Annotated in this window: 14 protein-coding genes and 1 pseudogene; 2 read left to right on the forward strand and 13 right to left on the reverse strand. The window is 74.2% G+C overall.

Translation table 11 applies throughout. The features are described from left to right. Positions 1–33 precede the first annotated feature (33 nt). Positions 34–1,377, reverse strand: a complete 1,344-nt coding sequence (locus ACFWZ5_RS02040) for a serine hydrolase domain-containing protein (protein WP_384795579.1) — start codon at positions 1,375–1,377, stop codon at positions 34–36. A gap of 91 nt (positions 1,378–1,468) precedes the next feature. Further along, positions 1,469–2,677 carry a cytochrome P450 gene (locus ACFWZ5_RS02045; protein ID WP_384795581.1) on the reverse strand — a complete coding sequence of 403 codons (1,209 nt, stop codon included), beginning with the start codon at positions 2,675–2,677 and terminating at the stop codon, positions 1,469–1,471. Between the two features lie 1,296 nt (positions 2,678–3,973). On the opposite strand from ACFWZ5_RS02045, the gene ACFWZ5_RS02050 reads away from it, so the two are divergent. Together ACFWZ5_RS02050 and ACFWZ5_RS02055 are read left to right on the forward strand one after the other, a co-directional pair. Beyond that, positions 3,974–4,699 (forward strand): MgtC/SapB family protein, encoded by a 726-nt coding sequence (locus tag ACFWZ5_RS02050; protein ID WP_384795583.1) that lies wholly within the window; start codon positions 3,974–3,976, stop codon positions 4,697–4,699. 75 nt (positions 4,700–4,774) lie between these two features. Beyond that, positions 4,775–5,047: a DUF1876 domain-containing protein gene (locus tag ACFWZ5_RS02055; protein WP_384795585.1), complete on the forward strand. Its 273-nt coding sequence runs from the start codon at positions 4,775–4,777 to the stop codon at positions 5,045–5,047. Between the two features lie 691 nt (positions 5,048–5,738). Here the strand turns inward: ACFWZ5_RS02055 and ACFWZ5_RS02060 are convergent. From ACFWZ5_RS02060 to ACFWZ5_RS02110, 11 genes and pseudogenes are all read right to left on the reverse strand, one after another. Continuing rightward, on the reverse strand, positions 5,739–6,917 hold the full coding sequence (locus tag ACFWZ5_RS02060; RefSeq protein ID WP_384795587.1) for a M6 family metalloprotease domain-containing protein: 1,179 nt from the start codon (positions 6,915–6,917) through the stop codon (positions 5,739–5,741). Between the two features lie 42 nt (positions 6,918–6,959). Continuing rightward, positions 6,960–8,225: an alpha/beta fold hydrolase gene (locus tag ACFWZ5_RS02065; RefSeq protein ID WP_384795589.1), complete on the reverse strand. Its 1,266-nt coding sequence runs from the start codon at positions 8,223–8,225 to the stop codon at positions 6,960–6,962. A 114-nt stretch (positions 8,226–8,339) separates the two neighbouring features. Next, positions 8,340–9,020 carry a GntR family transcriptional regulator gene (locus ACFWZ5_RS02070; protein WP_384795591.1) on the reverse strand — a complete coding sequence of 227 codons (681 nt, stop codon included), beginning with the start codon at positions 9,018–9,020 and terminating at the stop codon, positions 8,340–8,342. A gap of 45 nt (positions 9,021–9,065) precedes the next feature. Continuing rightward, entirely contained in the window at positions 9,066–10,448 is a 1,383-nt protein-coding gene (locus ACFWZ5_RS02075; protein WP_384795593.1) for an aldehyde dehydrogenase family protein, read from the reverse strand. Further along, the gene (locus ACFWZ5_RS02080) at positions 10,445–11,449 is read right to left on the reverse strand and encodes a proline racemase family protein (RefSeq protein ID WP_384795595.1); all 1,005 of its coding nucleotides are present in this window, start codon (positions 11,447–11,449) and stop codon (positions 10,445–10,447) included. The genes ACFWZ5_RS02075 and ACFWZ5_RS02080 overlap by 4 nt, the downstream gene beginning before the upstream one ends. Before the next feature lie 66 nt (positions 11,450–11,515). Further along, a complete protein-coding gene (locus tag ACFWZ5_RS02085; RefSeq protein WP_384795597.1) occupies positions 11,516–12,451 on the reverse strand; it encodes a dihydrodipicolinate synthase family protein in 936 nt (311 codons plus the stop codon). A gap of 502 nt (positions 12,452–12,953) precedes the next feature. Beyond that, positions 12,954–14,390, reverse strand: a pseudogene (locus tag ACFWZ5_RS02090) (FAD-dependent oxidoreductase); the annotation flags it as partial. After that, the gene (locus ACFWZ5_RS02095) at positions 14,371–14,685 is read right to left on the reverse strand and encodes a (2Fe-2S)-binding protein (RefSeq protein WP_384795599.1); all 315 of its coding nucleotides are present in this window, start codon (positions 14,683–14,685) and stop codon (positions 14,371–14,373) included. The gene ACFWZ5_RS02095 and the pseudogene ACFWZ5_RS02090, both read right to left, overlap by 20 nt. Positions 14,686–14,741: 56 nt before the next feature. Continuing rightward, positions 14,742–15,896 (reverse strand): NAD(P)/FAD-dependent oxidoreductase, encoded by a 1,155-nt coding sequence (locus ACFWZ5_RS02100; protein WP_384795601.1) that lies wholly within the window; start codon positions 15,894–15,896, stop codon positions 14,742–14,744. Positions 15,897–15,975: 79 nt separating this feature from the next. After that, positions 15,976–17,535 (reverse strand): reprolysin-like metallopeptidase, encoded by a 1,560-nt coding sequence (locus ACFWZ5_RS02105; protein WP_384795603.1) that lies wholly within the window; start codon positions 17,533–17,535, stop codon positions 15,976–15,978. Between the two features lie 111 nt (positions 17,536–17,646). Continuing rightward, positions 17,647–19,161 (reverse strand): FAD-binding oxidoreductase, encoded by a 1,515-nt coding sequence (locus tag ACFWZ5_RS02110; RefSeq protein ID WP_384795605.1) that lies wholly within the window; start codon positions 19,159–19,161, stop codon positions 17,647–17,649. Between the last annotated feature and the right edge of the window lie 17 nt (positions 19,162–19,178).

The raw sequence follows: 19,178 nt of genomic DNA on the forward strand, positions 1-19,178 counted from the left end.
CGGGCGGGGCACCCGCCGCGGACCGGGCGGGGATCAGACGGTGCGGCGGGCGGTGCGTCCGGATATCTGCACGCGGTCGATGACGCCGGTGGCGGGGTCGCGGTGGAAGCGCCCGCCGGGCTCCCGTCGGCCGGTGACGGGGTCGACGAGGTCGCAGGTCAGGTCCGCGTGGCAGACGAGGGGCAGCGGCAGGTCGCCGTCGATGGACAGCGCCGGGGAGCCGTCCCCGTCGAGCGTGATCCGGTACTCGGTCGTGCCGTTGTGGTAGGTCCCCGCGCATTCGGGCAGGGCGGCGGGGTCGCCGTGACGGGCGGGTGCCGGAGCGGTCGGTACCCGCAGGCCCGTGATCCGGGCGAGGTCGTCGGCGAGGTCCCGCCAGAGGGCGGTGGCGGCGCCTGCGTTGCCCGTGAAGGCGACGACGACGCCGCTCTCGGGCTCGGCGCGCAGGTGGCAGGAGGTGCCCTGGGCGTTGCCGTCGTGGCCGCACCACCACCGGCCGTCCTCCTCGAACAGCGCGAGGCCAAGGCCCCAGGCGTCGGCCAACCCCCGTGACTCGGCCCCTTGTTGGGGGCTGCGCATGAGGGCGGCGGCGGAGGGCGGCAGGACGGTGGAGCGGCCGACCAGGGCTCTGCCGAGCTCGGCCAGGTCCAGGGCGCCGGCGAGCAGGGCGCCGGCCGGGGCTTCGACGGGGGCGAGGTTCTGCCGGGCCGGGCGCAGCTGTCCCGTCACGGTGTTCAGGGCGTGGCCGACGGCGGCCGGGCGGGTGGGCGTGGTGTCGTCGAGGAACGCGGGTGTGGTGCCGAGGGGCTCCAGGAGCAGCGCCCCGATGGCCTCGCGCCACGTCATGCCCGTCACCGCTTCGACGAGCCGCCCGGCGGCGACGTAGCCCGCGTTGGAGTACGAGAAGCCGGCTCCGGGCGGGAACAGGGCGTCCCCCGCGGTGCAGACCCCCGAGAGGTAGCGGGACACGGGCGTGCCCGCGGCGGTGTCCGAGTCGGGGCCCGTGGGGAGGCCCGCGGTGTGGCTGAGCAGATGACGGATCGTCACCTCGGGTAACGCGCGTAGCTCGGGCAGGAACGAGGCGACGGAGTCGTCCGGGTCGAGGTCCTCGTCGTCGGCCAGGAGCATCACGGCGGCCGCCGTGTAGACCTTGGTGACGGAGCCGAGGGGCACGGCCGTGTCCGCGGTGAACGGGGCGCGGGTGGCGGCGTCGGCCGTGCCGGTGTGGGCGCTGACGACCGCCGTCCCGGTGTCCACGACGAGGTGGGCGCCGGGTACCCGGTGGGTGCGGGCGAGTGCGTCCAGGCGGTCCTGTAACGCCTGGCGTATCGCGGACGGCTGTCGCTCGGCGAGCGGCGCGACGGTGAGGTACGGCATGACGAGGTGACTCCTGTTGAACGGTGGTTCATGGAAGGTGACGCGTCGGCCGCACGGGGATGGGCACGGTCGTGACGCGGTGGCGCGCGTCCTAGGTCCTGACGACGTCGACCGGCAGGTGCCGCACGCCGACGAGGACGGCAGGGTTCTGGTAGGTGACGTCTTCGTACGACGAGACGCCGAGGTCGCGGAAGCGGTCGAGGAGCATGCGCAGGGCGATGCGCGCCTCCAGGCGTGCCAGGGGCGCGCCGAAGCAGAAGTGGATGCCCTGCCCGAACGTCAGGTGGGGGTTGGGGCTGCGGGTCACGTCGAGGGTGTCGGGTGCGGCGAAGCGGGCGGGGTCGCGGTTGGCGGCGCCCAGGTGGGCCATCACGAGGGTGTCGGGCGGCAGTTCGTGGCCGCCGAGCACGACGGGTTTGGCGACGCGGCGGCCCAGCTCGGGGAACGGCGGCAGCCAGCGCAGCACTTCCTCGATGGCGTCCGGCAGGCGCCCGGGGTCGGCGCGCAGCGTGGTGAGCGTCCCCGGGTTGCGGTCGAAGGCCACCAGGGCGTTGCCGAGGAGCGCCGTGGTGGTGATGTGGCCGGCGACGAGGAGGAGGGCCACGAACCCGACCATCTCCTGGTCCTCCAGGCGGACGCCGTCGACCTCGGCGGCGATGAGCTTGCTGATGAGGTCGTCGCCGGGGTCGGCGCGGCGGCCGCGGATGTGGTCGAGGACGTAGCCGTTCATCTCGCGCACGGTGGGGGCGATGGCTTCGAGGGCCTTCTCCAGGTCGGCCATGTCGGCCGTCTCGCCGAGCTGGTCGCCGCCGAAGAGGATGGCCGCCCACTCCTGGAACAGCGGGTGGTCCTCGGCCGGGATGCCGAGCAGTTCGGCGATCACGATGATGGGCAGCGGGTAGGCGAGCGCGTCCACCATGTCGATGCGGTCGTGCTCGGCGACGGCGTCGAGGAGGCGGCCGCAGACGGCCTCGATGCGCGGTTCGAGGCCCTGCACGACCCGGGGCGTGAAGGCCTGGCTCACCAGCGTGCGGAACTTGCGGTGCTCGGGCGGGTCCATCCCGACGAAGTTGCCCTGCCGGAAGGCCTCGAAGTCCTCCTGGCTGGGGGCGATCGGGGTCATGTCCGAGGAGTACGTCGCGGGGTCGGCGAGCACCGCGGCGACGCCCTCGTGGTCCACGACCCGCCAGACGCCCATCGTTTCGTCGTACGCGACGGGCCCGGCCTCGCGCAGGGACCGCCACCGGTCGGTGAGCGTCTCGAACAGTAAGTGGTCCTGGGTCGGTGGTTTGCTGGTCACGTTCCTCCCTTGAACGGGGCATGCGGGCGCGGCGGAGCCATGGGTGTGCGGCCGTCGGCGCACGGTCGTGTGCGGAGCATCGGAAGATCGGCCCCGGGCGGCCCCGGGCAGGGTCGCGCCCGGGCGGGCGAGGAGCGGCGGCACGCCGACGTGCACCCCTGCCTGCGCCGAGCCGGCCTCAGCGAGCGGGCAGGCCGGTCGGACCCGCGCGTCACGGGGTCAGAGCAGGTGGCGGTTCCGGGGACTGGGGACACTCCCACCTGCCTCTTGGCCGGTCTCCGGGCATCCGCCCGTCACCGCGGCCGCGCGGGGCGGGTCAACACGTCTGCCGCACGGCGCTTCGGTCCTTCGCCCGTCCCTGAACGAAGCGTGGCACCTGCTGTGCGAACCAAGCCGACATCTCACATCCCCCAGTGAAACGTTCCGCGCAGCCAGTGCGCGTGACTTCCTCAATGCACTTACGGACAGGTGGTGGACCCACGAAGACCGGACGCCCAGGGACGGAATGAGACGGTACGCGCGTCCGGCGGACACTGTCCGACGCTTTGCACCATGTGCACTGAGAACACCCCCCGTCCCGGTCGAACTCGGCCACAGTCTTCACGGTGGGTCACCCGATAGCAACCCCCTTAAGTTGAACGGAGGGTGCTTCTGGTGCCGCACGCAGTAACCGGCGAGTAGCTTAGGCGGGCCTTCTGACCACCACGGCAACCCCGACCGGATCAGCGCTCCCCGCGTGTGCCCCGCCGCCACACGCTCAAACTCCCGGCCGCCGGAAACGGCGCGTTCCGCCTGCGGGCTGGCGGGCGGAAGCGCTTCCCACCAGCGACGAAACCAGAACCCCGGCTGCGAACGGGCAAACACGCGCCGACAGCCGATCGAACTCGAACAGTTGTCGTGCACACTTGGACCCCTCGCGGTCACACGGTCGACGGAGAGCGACTGGACATGCCTGCGCGACCCACCCGGAAAATGGTCCAGACCGGACTCCACAGGGGGGCGCACGGGGGCGCACAATCACACAGCGTGCGCGGGCGCACGCTCCCGACAGAATCGGCTCCCGCTCCGCGACTCCCGGAGTAAACGCCCGCCGGTGCCCTTCGCCGGCGCCACCGCGTACGCCCCCGACCCCCTCCGCGGCGAACAGGTGGCCGAATCCGACTTGGCCGAACCCTTTCCCTCGCTTTCGGGGGATGCCTCGCGCCCCCGAGGGATCTCTTTGCCCGTTGTTGCGTCGATGTGCAAATATGGCCAGGTGCCCGGCCCCGGTTCCCTGTACTCCGAGGAGGTGCCGCCATGAGCGCCCTGACCACCGTCGACTTCACCGTCCGCCTGGCCACCGGCATCGGCTGCGGCGCCCTCATCGGCATGGAACGCCAGTGGCGCGCCCGCATGGCGGGCCTGCGCACCAACGCGCTCGTCGCCGCCGGCGCCACGCTCTTCGTCCTCTACAGCGAGGCCGTCGGCGACCCGTCGAGCCCGACCCGGGTCGCCTCGTACGTCGTCTCCGGCATCGGCTTCCTCGGCGGCGGCGTCATCCTGCGCGAAGGCGCGTCCGTACGCGGCCTCAACACGGCCGCCACACTGTGGTGTTCGGCCGCCGCCGGAGTCCTGGCCGCCTCCGGCCGCCTCGCACTCGCCGTCCTCGGCGCGGCGGCCATCGTCGCCGTCCACCTCGTGCTCCGCCCCGCGAGCCGCCTCATCGACCGCGCCCCGCAGGCCAACACCGACACCACCACCCAGGCCACCGTGCACGTCCGCTGCGACCGCACCGAAGAAGCCCACATCCGCGCCCTGCTCATCCAGATGCTCAGCGACACCGCCCCTCAGCTCGCCGGAGTACGCATCCGCCGCACCGACGACGCCAGCATCCTGGAAGCCGCCGTCACCCTCGACGGCGCGCCCGGCGCCCAGCTCGAACAGCTCGTGGCCCGGCTCTCCCTGGAGCCCGCCATCCGCGACCTGCACTGGCGCCTCGCCGACCACGACGACGACCCCGCCGACCGCGAGGCCCTGGTGTGACACGGCGGCTCCTGTGGCACCCGGGGCGGCGAAGAGAGACCCTGGAAGAAAGCGGCCCGCTGGAGGTGATCCGACATGACCACTCTCGTCGGATGGCACGTGGAGCTGGAGTTCTCCGAACATGGCGACCGCACCAGTGCGGCAGCCCTGGTCAGGCTCGGTGACGGCAGCGAGATGAAGGCGCGCGGTTACGCCATGCGCCACCCCTCCGACCCGGAGCAGCTGCGGGTCGGCGAGGAGATCGCGGGCGCCCGGGCCCTGATGGACCTCGCGTCACAGCTCTTGCAGAAGGCCCACACGGAGATCGACGACGCCGCAGGGATGCCGTCGCACCCACTGACCCGCTGACCGGCTCCGCCTCGCTACCGTGGCCTCGATCCGCGACCCCGGCAGCAAGGGCGTCGATGACCGTCCCTGGATCCGAGATACGCGCCGCCTTCGGCCTCACGGGCAGCCCGGTTCCCCTCCCCGGCGGGGAGGGGAACAGCGTGCGCGTGGGCGCGGCGGTCCTCAAGCCCACCGGCCCTGACGACGCGTTCACCGCGTGGCTCTCCGACGTCATGGCGTCGGTCCCGGAGGACGGCTTCCGGATCGCCCGCCCCTTGCACCCCCTCAACGGCTCCTGGACCCACGCGGGTTGGAGCGCAGCGCGCTTCGCCCCCGGCACCGAGCCGGAACACGCCACGGCCCCGCGCTGGCGCGAGATCATCGCGACCGGACGCGCCTTCCACCGCGCCCTTGCCCACGTACCGCGTCCGGACTTCCTGGACCACCGCACCGACGCATGGGCCCTCGGCGACCGCGCCGCCTTCGCCCCCGGCCTGCCGCCCGCGGTGATCGACTTCTCGCCCTACCGGCGCCCGGCACCCTTCGCCGACGCGATCGTGGTCGGCGACGCCCTCCTGTGGCACCGCGCCGACACCGGCCTGCTCCGCACGGTCGCATCCGAGAGCGGCCCCGACTTCTTCCAGTACGTCGTCCGCGCCGTCCTCTTCCGCCTCGTCACGACAGGCGAACACCTCCGCGCACGGCGAGGTCGTCACGTCATGGTGAGGCGCACCACGTCCCCCGCTCCGCCGCCCGCGAGCACCTCGATCCGGGCGCCGTTCTCCGGGTCCGTGAAGGTCTGGCCGGGTGCGTACGCCGCCATGTCGAGCCGGGTGCAGCCCGGGCGTGGTTCCGCGTTCGGGCTGCTGTTCAGCACCCGCACCGGGCCCTCGCCCGTCGGTGTCGCGGAGTCGACCTGATAGATGAGGACGCCGGTGGAGCAGGCGTCGCGGTCGTTGCCCCGGGCGCGGCGGGACTCGGCGACGTACGCCGTCGTCCCGCCCGTGCGCAGCACGGCGATCTTGGTGCCGCCGGGGCGTTCCACCGGTGTGAGCCGTGCCGTGCGGCTGCCGGGGGCGGGGAGGCAGGCGACCTGGGAGTCGCCGGTCCAGCCGAGCTTCCAGGAGTGCCAGCCGAGGTACTGCGGTGCGGGGCCCGCGATGTTGCCCATCACGTCCCAGCCGCCGACGTGGCGGTGGGTGGCGCCGGTGAAGGAGTACAGGTCGGGCAGGCCGAAGGTGTGGCCGGTCTCGTGCGCGGCGACCCCGGGCCCCCAGCGCCACAGGTCCTGGCCGAAGGTGACGGCCCATTTGAGGCGGGTGCCGTCGGCGGTCACGCCGGGTGTGGTCCGGTCGTAGAGGTAGGTCGGCGAGAAGGTGATCGCGGACGCGGTCCTGGTGGGGACGGCGTAGACCATGTCGTAGCGGGAGAGGTCGACGTGCGGGTCGGCGGCCGCGATCGCGTCGCGCACGTACTTCTCGTGCGCCTCGAAGGTCAGGCCCCGCTCGAATCCGTACGTCGTCGACTTCGCGGGCATGCGGATCCAGCGGTGGAGGGAGGTGAGCGCGAGGCGCGTGCGGCCGTAGCTGGCGGTGCGCAACCAGCGGGCGGCGGGGGCGAGTTGGGCGGCGTACTCGCGTGTGGAGCCGGTCGCCTCGGCGTCGGGGAAGTCGACGAACAGGGTCAGGACCCGGCGGGTTCCCCGCGAGGGCTGGAACTGCGTGCGGTCGGTGTCGTGACCCTCGTCGGTCCAGCCCGTCCCGCCGGGCAGCGCGCACGCGGCGGCGGGTGCGGGGGAAGGGGTCGCGTTCGCCGCGGTGGGAGCGGTGAGGCTCGCGACGACGGCGAGCAGGGCGGCGCAGGCGCGCGGGCGGCGTGGCAGGGCGGGCATGGCACTCCCGTCGGAGGAGGGGAAGGGGCGGTGGGGGGGTGGTTACGCGCGGCCCGCGGCCAGGTCCATCAGGCGCCCGAGGACGCGCTCGCCCGACGCGCTCACGCCGTCGTGCTCCCACTCGTTGGTGACCCAGACCCGTGTGGCGCCGACTGCGCGGGCCGTGCGCAGGGAGAGGTCCGCGTCGACGTACATGTCGTCGTGGTACACGACCGCGGCGAGGGGCACCTGGTTGGCGGCCAGGCGGTCGAGGTCGTACAGCGGGGGCCAGTCGCCGCGCTCGGCCAGGAGGTCCGCGGCGTCGGCGAAGGGGCGCAGGCCCTTGATGTCGCGGAACATCCAGGGGTAGATCATCTCTCCGGTGAGGAGGAGGGGGTCCGCCGACGCGGCGAACTCGGGGTGGTCGGCGAGGGCCCGGGAGGCCGCCCAGCTCGTGGGCCCGCTCCCCTGCCCGTACAGCGTCTCTTGCATCACGGCGAACAGCGGGTTGTCGGTGAAGCCGGTCAGGGTCTCCACCTGGTGCAGGAAGGTGTCCGTCAACGCGCCGTCGGCGTCGAGGGATTCGTCGAGCAGCCAGTGGACGCGCTCGAAGCCGTCGCCCATGCCGAGGGCGAGGCCGAGTGTGCGCAGGCGGCGGGTGGTGAGGCGGTCGCCGCCGGGAAGCCGGACGTCGCCGGCGTCCAGGACGTCGGCGATCTTGCGGAGGCGCGCGGCGTCCTCCGGATAGCGGGCGTAGAGGTCGAGGACCCGGTCCCGTACGCGGGGGTAGGTGCGGGCGTACACGTCGTCGGCGGTCGCCGTGAGTCCGGGCAGGCCGCCGGTGACGTAGCAGGACCGCAGGCCTTCGGGGGCCCGGGAGAGATAGGTGAGGGTGAGGAAGCCGCCGTAGCTCTGGCCGAGGGTCTCCCAGGGTTCCGCGCCGCACAGTTGACGGCGTATCAGCTCCGCGTCGGCCACGATGGCGTCGGCGCGGAAGTGGGACAGGTACGCGGCCAGGCGGGCGGCGGACGGGAAGCGGGCGGCGGCGCGGGCGGTGACCGGGGTCGAGCGGCCGGTGCCGCGCTGGTCGAGGAGCAGCACGCGGTGGGTCTTCAGCGCGTGGGGCAGCCAGGCGGGCGAACCGGCCGAGGGGCGCGGCGACTTGCCGCCGGGTCCGCCCTGGAGGTAGAGCAGCCAGGGCAGTCGGTCCCCGGCGCGGGCCGGGTCCACGACCTCGCGCGCGAAGACCTGGAGGGTGGGGCCTTCGGGCCGGGCGTGGTCGAGGGGGACGGTGAAGTGGTGGTCGGTGGTGGCGTACGCCGGGTTCATGGGTCCCTTTCTCGGCAGGGGAACGCAGGGGAACGCAAAAGAACGGGGAGGGGCGCGTCAGCGTGTGCGCGGCGCCCGTCCCCTGCCGAGTGAGCCCTCACCGGGGCACGGGCGCTATCCGGCCGCCGACGCGTCGTCGCTGGCCCACAGGGAGCGGACGTGGCCGAGGTGCTTGGCCATGCAGTCCTCCGCGCCCTGCGCGTCGCCCGCGAGCATCAGGTCGAGGAGCTCCACGTGCTCCTCGGCCGACCCGATGAGCTCGCCGCGCTCGTCCAGGGCGGTGAGCCCGTACAGGCGCGAGCGCTTGCGCAGGTCACCGACGGTCTCCACGAGACGGTCGTTGCCACAGAGCGCAAGGAGCGACAGATGGAACTTCCGGTCGGCCTCCAGGTAGCCGATGAGGTCGTGCTCGCGGGCCGCCCGCACGATCTCATCGGCGACCGGGCGCAGCGCCTCCAGGTCCGCACGGGACGCGCCGCGGGTGACGCGGCCGACCGTGGGGATCTCGATGAGGGCGCGGATCTCGGTGTACTGGTCGAGGTCGCGCTCGCTGAACTCGGTGACCCGGAAGCCCTTGTTCCGGACGGGCTCGACCAGGCCTTCGCGGGCCAGGTCGAGCATCGCCTCGCGCACGGGCGTCGCCGAGATGCCGAAGTCCTCGGCGAGCGTGGGCGCGGAGTACACCGCGCCCGGGCGCAGCTCGCCGGAGATCAGGGCCGCCCGCAGGGCGTTGCTCACCTGGTCGCGCAGCCGCTCCCGGGTGGCGTTGAGGTCGCGGTGCTTCAGATGCCCCATGCGGTCGTGATCCCTTCGGCTGGTACGGACCACCACCGTACAATGTCACGTTGTTTTCGCCGGTGACAGGGTGTACGTCCGGCTCGACGTGTAGAAGTCGAGGGCGGCCCTGCCCTGTTCGCGCGGTCCGTGGCTGGAGGCCTTCGCGCCGCCGAACGGCAGGTGGAAGTCGACCCCGGTGGACGGCGCGTTGACGCGGATCATGCCGGTGTCGAGCTGGTCGAGCCCGTACAGGGCCGTGTCCAGGTCGGCGGTGTGGACCGAGGTGACCAGGCCGTACGGCACGGAATTGGTGATCCGCACGGCGTGGGCCAGGTCCTGGGCGGGCAGCAGGGCGGCGACGGGCCCGAAGACCTCCTCGCGCAGCAGCCGGTGCCCGGCGGGGACCTTCTCCACCAGGGTGGGGGCCGCGTACCAGCCGGTCCTGTCGGGCACGGTGGCGCCGGCCAGGGCGCTCAGGCCGTGCCAGGCCTCGCCGACCCGGTCGCGGGCGCGCTCGGTGATGAGCGGCCCGGTCACGGTGGCCGGTTCGGCCGGGTCGCCGACCGGCAGCGCCCGCAGGGCCTCGGAGAGCGCCTCGCGCAGCGGGTCGAGGGCCGCGCCGACGGCGATGACGCGGCTGGTGGCGGTGCACTTCTGGCCCGCGTACCCGGCGACGGCGGCGGCGATGTGGGCCGCGGCCCGCTCGATGTCGGCGTCCGGCAGGACGATCGCCGCGTTCAGGCCGCCCATCTCGGCCTGCACCGGCACGCCGCGGGCCGTGGCCCGCGCAACGACGGCCTGGCCCACGACGGTCGAGCCGGTGAAGGACACGACGTCGGCGGAGGAGACGAGGGCGTTGCCCTCCGAAGCCCCGCCGGGCAGCGCGGTGAACACCCCGGCGGGCAGGGCCTGTTGGACGAGCTCGGCGAGCCGCTGCGCGCAGGCGGTGGCCTCGGGGGCCGGCTTGAGGACGACCGCGTTGCCCGCCGCGAGGGCCGGAGCGGCCTTCCAGCTGGGGATGGCGAAGGGGAAGTTCCAGGGCGTGATGAGCCCGGCGACGCCGTGCGGGCGGCGGCGGGTCAGGAGCAGTCCCGGGCCGGTGGCGGGCTCGTGGACGGCGCCGACGGGTTCGTACGCGGCCTGGGCGTAGTACCGCCAGATCGCGGTGGTGCGGGCGACCTCGGCGCGGGCTTCGGCGACGGGCTTGCCCACCTCGCGCACGGCGAGCGCGGCCAGCTCCGGCGCGGCGGCGTCGACCGCGTCGGCGACCGCGGTGAGCGCGGCGGAGCGGGCGGCCGCCCCGGCGAGCAGCCACCCCGCCTGTGCGACGCGGGCGCGCTCCACGGTGTCGGCCACCGCGAAGGCGCCGGGCGCCGGGGCCTCGACGACCACGTCGGCGGGGTCGGCCGGGTTGCGGGAGGTGATGAGGGACGTGGGGGCGGTCACAGCAGGAACCCTCCGGGGAAGGGGTCGTCGGGGTCGAGGAAGTACTGGGCGGTGCCGGTGAGCCAGGCGCGTCCGGTGATGGTGGGGACGACGGCGGGCAGGCCGCCGACCGTCGTCCTCTCCGTGAGGCGGCCCGTGAAGCGGGTGCCGATGAAGGACTCGTTGACGAAGTCGCGGCCCAGTGGCAGCTGGCCGCGCGCGTGCAGCTGGGCCATGCGGGCCGAGGTGCCGGTGCCGCACGGGGAGCGGTCGAACCAGCCGGGGTGGATGGCCATGGCGTGCCGCGAGTGGCGGGCGTCGGAGCCGGGCGCGGCCAGATACACGTGCTTGAGCCCGGCGACGTCCGGCCGCTCGGGGTGCACGGGCCGCTCCGGCGAGGCGTTGATGGCGTCCATGACGGCGAGCCCAGCCGCGAGGATGTCCTCCTTGCGGGCCCGGTCGAACGGCAGGCCGAGCGCGTCGAGCTCCACGAAGGCGTAGAAGTTGCCGCCGAAGGCGAGGTCGTACGTCACCTGGCCGTGGCCCGGCACGTGGACCTTGCGGTCCAGGGCGACCGAGAACGCGGGCACGTTGGTGAACGTCACCGACTTCGCCGCGCCGTCCTCCACCTGTACGTCGACGGCCACGAGCCCCGCCGGGGTGTCGAGCCGCACGGTGGTGACGGGTTCGGTCACCGGCACCATGCCCGTCTCGACCAGGACCGTGGCGACCCCGATCGTGCCGTGCCCGCACATCGGGAGCAGGCCGGAGACCTCGATGTACAGGACGCCGACGTCGGCGTCGGGACGGGTGGGCGGCTGCAGGATGGCGCCGCTCATGGCACCGTGACCGCGCGGCTCGTACATCAGGAGCGTCCGCAGGTGGTCCATGTGCTCGATGAAGTGCAGCCGCCGCTCGGCCATGGTGGCGCCGGGGATGACGCCGACGCCACCGGTGATCACGCGGGTGGGCATGCCCTCGGTGTGCGAGTCGACGGCGTGGAAGACATGGCGGGTACGCACGGGCTTCCTTTCGGTCAGCGGAAGTCGGGGATGTCGGGCGATGTCAGAGGGATGGGGGCGGGCGGATCAGCGGTGGCCGTCGGCGACGGCCTTCTCGGTGGCGGCGCGGACCGCCGCCTCGGCCTGCGTGGCGAGCGGGGAGCGCGGCGGCCGGGTGGGGCCGCCCCGCCGTCCCACGATGTCCATGGAGACCTTGATGGCCTGCACGAACTCCGTCTTGGAGTCCCAGCGCAGCAGCGAGTGCAGGGACTTGTAGAGCGGCACGGCCGTGGCCAGGTCGCCGGTGACGGCGGCGCGGTAGAGCGTGGCGCAGGCGGCGGGGAAGGCGTTGGGGTACCCGGCGATCCAGCCGACGGCTCCGGCGACGGCCAGTTCGAGCAGGACGTCGTCGGCGCCGATCAACAGGTCGAGCTCCGGGGCGAGTTCAGCGATCTCGTACGCCCTGCGGACGTCACCGCTGAACTCCTTCACCGCGACGACGCTGCCGTCCTGGTGCAGCTGGGCGAGGAGGGCCGGGGTGAGGTCGACCTTCGTGTCGAGGGGGTTGTTGTACGCGACGACCGGCACCCCCGCGCGGGCGACCTCGGCGTAGTGGGCACGCACGGTGGCCTCGTCGGCCCGGTAGGCGTTCGGCGGCAGCAGCAGCACCGAGCCGCAGCCCTCCGCGGCCGCGTGCTCCGTCCAGCGGCGCGCCTCGGCGCTGCCGTACGCGGACACGCCGGGCATGACCCGGGCCCCGTCGCCCGCGGCCTCGACGGCGGTGCGCACCACGCGGGCGCGCTCCTCGTCGGTCAGGGTCTGGTACTCGCCGAGCGAGCCGTTCGGTACGACGCCGTCGCAGCCGTTGTCGATCAGCCAGCGCACGTGCTCGGCGTAGGCGTCGTGGTCCACGGACAGGTCGTCGCGCAGGGGCAGCGCGGTGGCGACCATGATGCCGCGCCAGGGGTGCGCACTGTTCCAGGCGCTGGTCGAACCGGAGGTGGTCGGGCCGGAGGTGGTCATGCGGATGGTGCCTTTCTGTCGGACGGGGCGATGCGGTCGCGGGCGCGCGGGTTTGGGGGTCAGGTCCCCGGACGGGGCGTGACCAGGTCCCGGGCGCGCGGGTCGGTGGTGAAGTCGAGGAGGTGCGGGGCGTGTTCCGGGCGCGGGCACGGGTTGGTGGTGAGGTCCCGGGCGCGCGGGTTGGTGGTCAGGTTCCGGAGGTGGGGGTGGGGCCGGTGTCGCCCTCGGTGGCCGGGGCGGTGGGGCCCTCGGCAGCGACGGAGGCCTCTCCCTCGGCAGCGGGAGCGGTGGCGCTCTCGGCGGCGGAGGCGATGACGCCTCGGCCACTGCGAGCGGCGCCACCCCCGGCGGCAGAAGCGGCGCCACGCCCAGCGACAGGCGCGGTGGCACGCCCGGCAGCGGGTGTGGTCCCGTCCCCTGACACCGAAGCCGCGTCGTCCCCGGCCGCGGAAACCGTGCCCTCCCCGTTCGGCGCGTCCGCGTGGTGCCCCGCACCGGAGCCGTCGAGCGCGGCCAGTGCGGACAGGCGTACGGGGACGGCGAAGGGGCGGCGCTCCGCTGGGAGTTCGGTGGGGGCGCCCCCGGACGCCAGGCAGGCCACCGCCGGGCCGCACATCCGGCCCTGGCACCAGCCCATCCCGGCCCGGGTGAGCAGCTTGACGGTGCGGACGTCCCGCGCGCCGAGGTCCTCGACGGCCTCGCGGACGCGCCCGGCGGTGACCTCCTCGCAGCGGCACACGTCGGTGTCGTCGGTCAGCCAGCGCGCCCAGCCGGGACCGGGCGCGTGGGCGGCGGCCATCGCGTCGGCGAAGGCCCGCATCCGGTCCCTGCGGCGGCGCAGCTCGCGCGCCCGGGCCTCGGGCACGGGGCGGCCGAGGACGCGGGCGGCAGCGGCGATCCCGGCCAGCTCCCCTTCCGCGCGGGCCAGTTGGGCACCGCCCACTCCCCCGGTCTCGCCCGCGGCCCACAGACCGCGCACCGACGTCTCCTGGGAGCCGTCCAGAGCGAGGGCCCTGGTGCCGTCGGGCAGGGCGCGGGTCGCGCAGCCGAGCGTCGTGGCGAGGTCGATCTGCGGGACGAGGCCGTGCCCGACGGCCAGCGCGTCGCACGCGATCCGCCGCCCCGTCCCCCGGACGGGGCGCCAGTCGCGGTCGAGGCGGGTGACGGTGACGGCCTCCACCCGGTCGGTGCCGTGCACCGCGGTGACCGCGCTGCGCGCCCGCACCGGCACCCGGTGCCGCAGCAGCGCCGTGCCGTGGACCAGCGCCTCGACGGCCTTGTGCGGGTTGGTGGCGAGGGCCCGGGGACGACGGGCGTACCGCAGATAGCCGGAGGCCTCCACGACGGCCGGCACCCGCGCCCCGGCCGCGGCCAGCGACGAGGCGACCGCCAGCAGCAGCGGGCCGCTGCCCGCCACGACGACCCTCCGACCGGGCAGCACCAGGCCGGACTTGAGCATGGCCTGCGCTCCCCCGGCCGAGACGACGCCGGGCGTGGTCCAGCCGGGAAACGGCAGGTGGCGTTCGGCCGCGCCGGTCGCCAGGAGTACGGCACGGGCGCGCACCCGTACCGGCATGTCGTCGCCCCCGTCGGCGCCGGTGACGGCGTGCACCGACCACGTGTCGACGGTGCCGTCGTCCCGCGTCACGCTCCACACATGGTGTCCGGCCAGATGGCGGACGTCGCTCCGCTCGAAGCGGCGGCACAGGTCGGCGTAGGCGGGCCAGTCGTGGTGCAGGGCCTCGGGGCGGGCGGCTCCCAGGGCGGGTTCGGGGGTGCGGTAGAACTGTCCGCCCGTGTGCGTGGCGGTGTCCAGCAGGGCGACGGACAGGCCGAGTTCGGCGGCGGCGACGGCGCCGGCGAGCCCGGCGGGGCCCGCGCCGATCACCGCGAGGTCGCAGGGGCCGCCGTCGTGCGGTTCAGACGCCGAGACCGGCACGGCCGTGTCCTTCCTGCGTCGTGACGGCGTCCCCGGGCCGGGCCGGGACCAGGCAGGCGCGCCGGTTGGGCTCGCCGTTGACGGTGGCGAGGCAGTCGTAGCACTGGCCGATGCCGCAGAACGCGCCGCGCGGTCGCCCGCCGTCGCGCGTGGTGCGCCAGGCGAGGATGCCGGCGCCCCACAGCGCGGCGGCGACGGACTGGCCGGGCAGGGCGGTCACGGCACGGCCGTCGAAGGTGATCTCGAACGGCGGGCCGGGACGGGCGCCGACCAGGTCGGCGGGGGTGCGGGCCACGGGCCCCCTCCTCTCGTAGCGGTCAGGGCAGTCGTGCGCGGTGGTGCGCGCCGGGCTCAGGCGGCGGGAGCGAAGCGCTCCGGCCTGAACGGGGTGAGGTCGAGCGGTGGTTCGCCGCCGGTCAGGGCGCGGGCGACGGCCAGGCCGGTGCCGGGCGCGAGCCCGATGCCCGCGCCCTCGTGACCGCAGGCGTGCAGGAGGCCCGGCACGCGCGGGTCGAGCCCGACGGCGGGCAGGTGGTCCGGCAGATAGGGCCGGAATCCGGCGTACGTACGCATCACGCGGACCCCGGCCAGGACCGGGAACAGGGCGGTGGCCTGTGCCGCGAGCCGTCGCAGCACCTCGACCGACAGGGTGCGGTCGAAGCCGACCCGCTCCCGGCTCGCGCCGATCAGGACCGGGCCCGCAGGAGTGCCCTCCACCACGGCCGAACTCTGCAGCGCGGCGGACCCGCTGGCCACGTCCGCGACGTAGTCGGCGGCGTACACCTTGCGCCGCACGACGCGCGGCAGCGGCTCGGTGACCAGGACGAAGCCCCGGCGGGGCCGGACGGGAAGGTCCACCCGGGCGAGGCGGGCGAGGTCGCCGCCCCAGGTACCGGCGGCGTTGACCACGTACGGCGCGTGCACATCCCCTTGAGTGGTGCGCACCCCTTGGATCTCACCGGCCGCCCCGCGGAGCAGTCCGGTGACCTCCTCGCCGAGGCGCAGGCGGATCCGACTGCCCGCCGCGCGCAGCAGGTGGGCGGCGGCGAGCGTCGGCATGACCTGTGCGTCCTCGGGGTAGTGGACGCCGCCCGCAAGGCCGTCGGCGAGGTGCGGCTCCAGGTCGTGCAGCCGGTCCGCCGGGATCTCCTCCGCCGTGACGCCCGCCTTGCGCTGGTGGTCCGCGAAGTCCCGCAGCGCGGTGAGACCCGACTCGGCGGAGGCGACGACGAGGCCGCCCTTGGCCTCGTACTCGATGGCGGGAGGAAGCTCTTCGGCGAGCTCGCGCCACAACCGGGTCGACAGCAGGGCGAGTTCGAGCTCGGGGCCCGGCTCCTTGTCGGAGACCAGGAGGTTCCCCTCGCCCGCTCCCGTCGTGCCGCCCGCCACGGGGCCGCGGTCGACCACGGTGACGCGCAGACCCGAACGGGCCGCGTAGTAGGCACAGGCCGCACCGATCATGCCTGCGCCGACGACGATGACGTCTGCGGAGTTCCTTGTGAGCACCTCAGTAATATTTCACATTGCACTGCGCGTGCCAAGGGTCCGTACGAACAATCTCGGCGGCCGGTCCGCGGCCGCCGTCTCACATGCGGGCGAACTCCGCGGTCAGCGACCGGGCCCGGTCCATCCTCAGGAAGAAGGACGGGGAGGTGTTCCGGTGCCGCACCCCGTCGAGGACCCAGCCGGTGAGGCGGTAGCCGCGCCGCGGCGTGGCCGTCACGGTGACTCCGGTGCCCGGGCGGTAGGGGCCCCAGGTGGTGGGGCGGACCGTGCCGCCGTCCTCCGGGGTGGCGGTCAGGTTCAGGGCGTGGCGGACGCGCGGCACGGTCGGGGCGCGGTAGCCCGCGACGATCGGGGTGGTCTGCTGGGCCACGAGGGCGTTGTTGTTGTACCGGTCGCCCAGCTCCTGGCCCTGCCAGGCGTGTTCGGGGTTGGAGTACTGGTTGACCGCCGAGCAGGGGCGGCCGCAGGCGGAGGAGTACGCCATGAGCGTGTGCCAGCGCCGGTCCGCGGTGACATAGCCGGTGCTGTACGGAGTGGTGAGGTACGGCCGGTAGTCCTGGCCGCCCAGCTGGTCGTCGAGGGTCGCGCGGTCGTGGAACAGGCCCAGGTTGTGGCCCACCTCGTGGCCGAAGTTGTACCAGTCCACGATGGAGTGGACGTCGGTGACCGAGTACGCCTGGTCGTCGGTCTTCGCGCTCGGCGGCATCGGCAGGCTGCCCTGCCCCGTGCTGGTGCCCTCGGGGACCTGCACGATCAGGCCGACGAGGTCGGCGCCGTGGGCCTCGCGGAACTGGGCGGCGTACGCGCCGAGTTCGGGGTCGCGCGGATTGGACAGCTTCTCGTGGACGGCGCTTGCCTTCTCCTCGCCGTCGCGGTAGTAGTGCGCGCGGTACAGGCCCACGATGTCCACGCTCGCCCGCACCCCGCTGTCCGCGAAGGCCTGGTTGATCGCCGACTCGGCGTACGCGACCCGGTTCCGCATGCCGTCGACCCCGCCCATGGCCCACTCCGCCCGCGGGGTCCAGCCGACCACCATGTCGATGACGACCGGTGTCTCGGACGCGGCCCTCCGCGGCGGGCGGGGCACGCTCTGGCCGAGCGAGGCGTGCTGGCCGTCGGCGTCGTCGCCGACGGGGTGCTCGCGCAGGGTCGGGTTCTCCTCGGTCACCAGGGCCTTGCCGGGTTCGTTGCGCAGCGGCGCGATCCGGAAGATGCGGTCGCCGCGGTCGTACACCGCGTCCACCATGACGGGGTCGCCGTCCTTGTCGCAGGCCCCGGTGACATGGAGGTAGACGGTCCGCTCGGGCCGGTCCCGCTCGTGCCCGGAGAAGCTGACCGTGCCGGCGGCGTCCACCGGCTCGATCCGCTCGGCGACGGCCCGCACCTCCACGTCAGGAAAGAACCGCAGGGTGTGCTCCAGCGGGCGGCCCTCGCTCGGGCGTTCGCAGAGCGCGGCGTAGTCCTGCCGGTCGACGGTGACGGTGCGCCGCCGCACCTCGTCACTGGGGCCGGGCTCGGCGGCTCCGGCCGGAGCGACCGCCGAGAGGAGGGCGAGGGAGGCGACGGAAGCGGCGCCGAGCGACAGGGCGCGACGAGTGGGGCGGTTACGGCGAGCGGTGCGGGTGTGGCGTCGGGGCATGTCCTTCACATGTCCCGATCGGGATGTAGCACGCACATACGACACTCGAACGCGCGTCAGATTCACTCCGTCGCCACGGGATCCGGCGTACCCGCCGCTATGGGATCCGGCTCACCGGCTTTCGTGTGCGCCGACGGACTGCGCGTAGCGGAAGAGGCCGGTGGGGTCGTAGCGCTGCTTGACCTCCGTCAGGCGTGCGTAGTTGGCGCCGTAGTAGGCGTGCTGCCAGTCGCGCAGGTCGGGGTCGGGGAAGTTCACGTAGGCCGCGTCGGTGCCAAGGCGGCGGCTGAGCGCACGGTGGACGGTGCGGGTCCGCTCCAGGAGTGAGCGCACCTGGTCGGGTGTGGTGCCCGGCCGCCAGTGGGTGCCGATGTCGATGACGAAGGCGGCCGCGCGGTGCGGATAGGCGGTCTCGTCCGGGCGGGGCGCGGCGACGGTGGCACCCATGGCGAAGAGCGTCACGTACCCGGTCGCCCGGGTGGGGCCCGGCCGCCAGGTGCGGGTCCACTCGGCGATGTGGGCCACGGTGTCCGGGGTCGGCGGGCGGTCCGGGACGAGGGACTTCGAGGCGTAGCAGTCCTTCGCCCCGGGGGTTTCCATGAGGTAGTCCTGCGCCGCCCAGAAGCCGCGCTCTTCGATGAAGCTCTTGTCCGGGCGCAGTTCCAGGAGCGGGCCGAGGAGGCGGCTCAGGACGCCCTCGGGGCCGAGGCGCTGACCGAGCACCCACACGCCGGTGGCGCCGTCGCCCGCGTGCTTGAAGCCGATCCGTACGTCGAGGTCGCCGGCCGCGTCGGCGTCCAGGAGCTCCTGCAGCGCCCTCACCACGTCCGGGCCCGCCGTGAGCGGGAAGGAGAGGGCGAAGACGGTGGCGCGCTGCCGGTCGACGGGCACGGCGTCGAAGACGAAGGCGGTGTTGACGCCGAAGTTGCCGCCCGCGCCGCCCCGGCAGGCCCAGAACAGGTCGGCGTTCTCGTCCGCCGCGGCCCGCACCAGGCTTCCGTCGGCCAGCACGACCCGGGTCTCCACGAGCCGGTCGCAGGTCAGGCCCCATTTGCGGTCGTTGAAGCCGAGCCCGCCGCCGAGCGTGAGCCCGGCCACGCCGACGCCCGGGCAGCGCCCGCCCGGGAAGTAGAGGCCCGCGTCGCGGGCGGCGTAGACGTCGGAGTTGGTGGCGCCGCCGCCCAGGACGAGGTGGCGTCCGTACGGCGCCACGTGGTTCATCGCCCGCAGGCTGATCACCAGGCCGGGGGTGGTCGAGTGGCCGGCGTAGTTGTGGCCGCCGGAGCGGGGCGCGAAGGGCAGGTGGTGCTCGGCGCACCAGCGGAGCGCGGTGCGCACGTCGTCCTCGGTGGCGCAGGCGAGGACTCCGGCGGGGCGGACGCCGGCATAGCGCTGGTTGTCGACCGTCGCGCGGGCCGGGTAGCCGGCGTCGCCCGGCCGGTGGAGCCGGGCCGCGGGGCTCAGCGCGCGGCGCAACTGCCGCCACGCGGCCGGGTCGGGGTGGTGGAGCGAGGGCGCCGCCGGGGTCGCGGCCGCGGCGTGCGGGCCGCCGATGCCTTGCGTCAGGGCGGCACCGGCCGCGGCGGCCGCGCCCGCTCGGAGGACTGCTCGACGACGGACAGCCACGACTGCCCCTTCCTGTC

Origin of the sequence: Streptomyces sp. NPDC059003, from assembly GCF_042740445.1 — a bacterium.
Lineage (GTDB): Bacteria > Actinomycetota > Actinomycetes > Streptomycetales > Streptomycetaceae > Streptomyces.

What these genes read in the sequence shown, in the direction of transcription:
- ACFWZ5_RS02040 (WP_384795579.1), bottom strand. Translation starts at nt 1,377, where the DNA reads ATGCCGTACCTCACCGTCGCGCCGCTCGCCGAGCGACAGCCGTCCGCG.
- ACFWZ5_RS02050 (WP_384795583.1), top strand. Translation starts at nt 3,974, where the DNA reads ATGAGCGCCCTGACCACCGTCGACTTCACCGTCCGCCTGGCCACCGGC.
- ACFWZ5_RS02055 (WP_384795585.1), top strand. Translation starts at nt 4,775, where the DNA reads ATGACCACTCTCGTCGGATGGCACGTGGAGCTGGAGTTCTCCGAACAT.
- ACFWZ5_RS02060 (WP_384795587.1), bottom strand. Translation starts at nt 6,917, where the DNA reads ATGCCCGCCCTGCCACGCCGCCCGCGCGCCTGCGCCGCCCTGCTCGCC.
- ACFWZ5_RS02065 (WP_384795589.1), bottom strand. Translation starts at nt 8,225, where the DNA reads ATGAACCCGGCGTACGCCACCACCGACCACCACTTCACCGTCCCCCTC.
- ACFWZ5_RS02070 (WP_384795591.1), bottom strand. Translation starts at nt 9,020, where the DNA reads ATGGGGCATCTGAAGCACCGCGACCTCAACGCCACCCGGGAGCGGCTG.
- ACFWZ5_RS02085 (WP_384795597.1), bottom strand. Translation starts at nt 12,451, where the DNA reads ATGACCACCTCCGGCCCGACCACCTCCGGTTCGACCAGCGCCTGGAAC.
- ACFWZ5_RS02105 (WP_384795603.1), bottom strand. Translation starts at nt 17,535, where the DNA reads ATGCCCCGACGCCACACCCGCACCGCTCGCCGTAACCGCCCCACTCGT.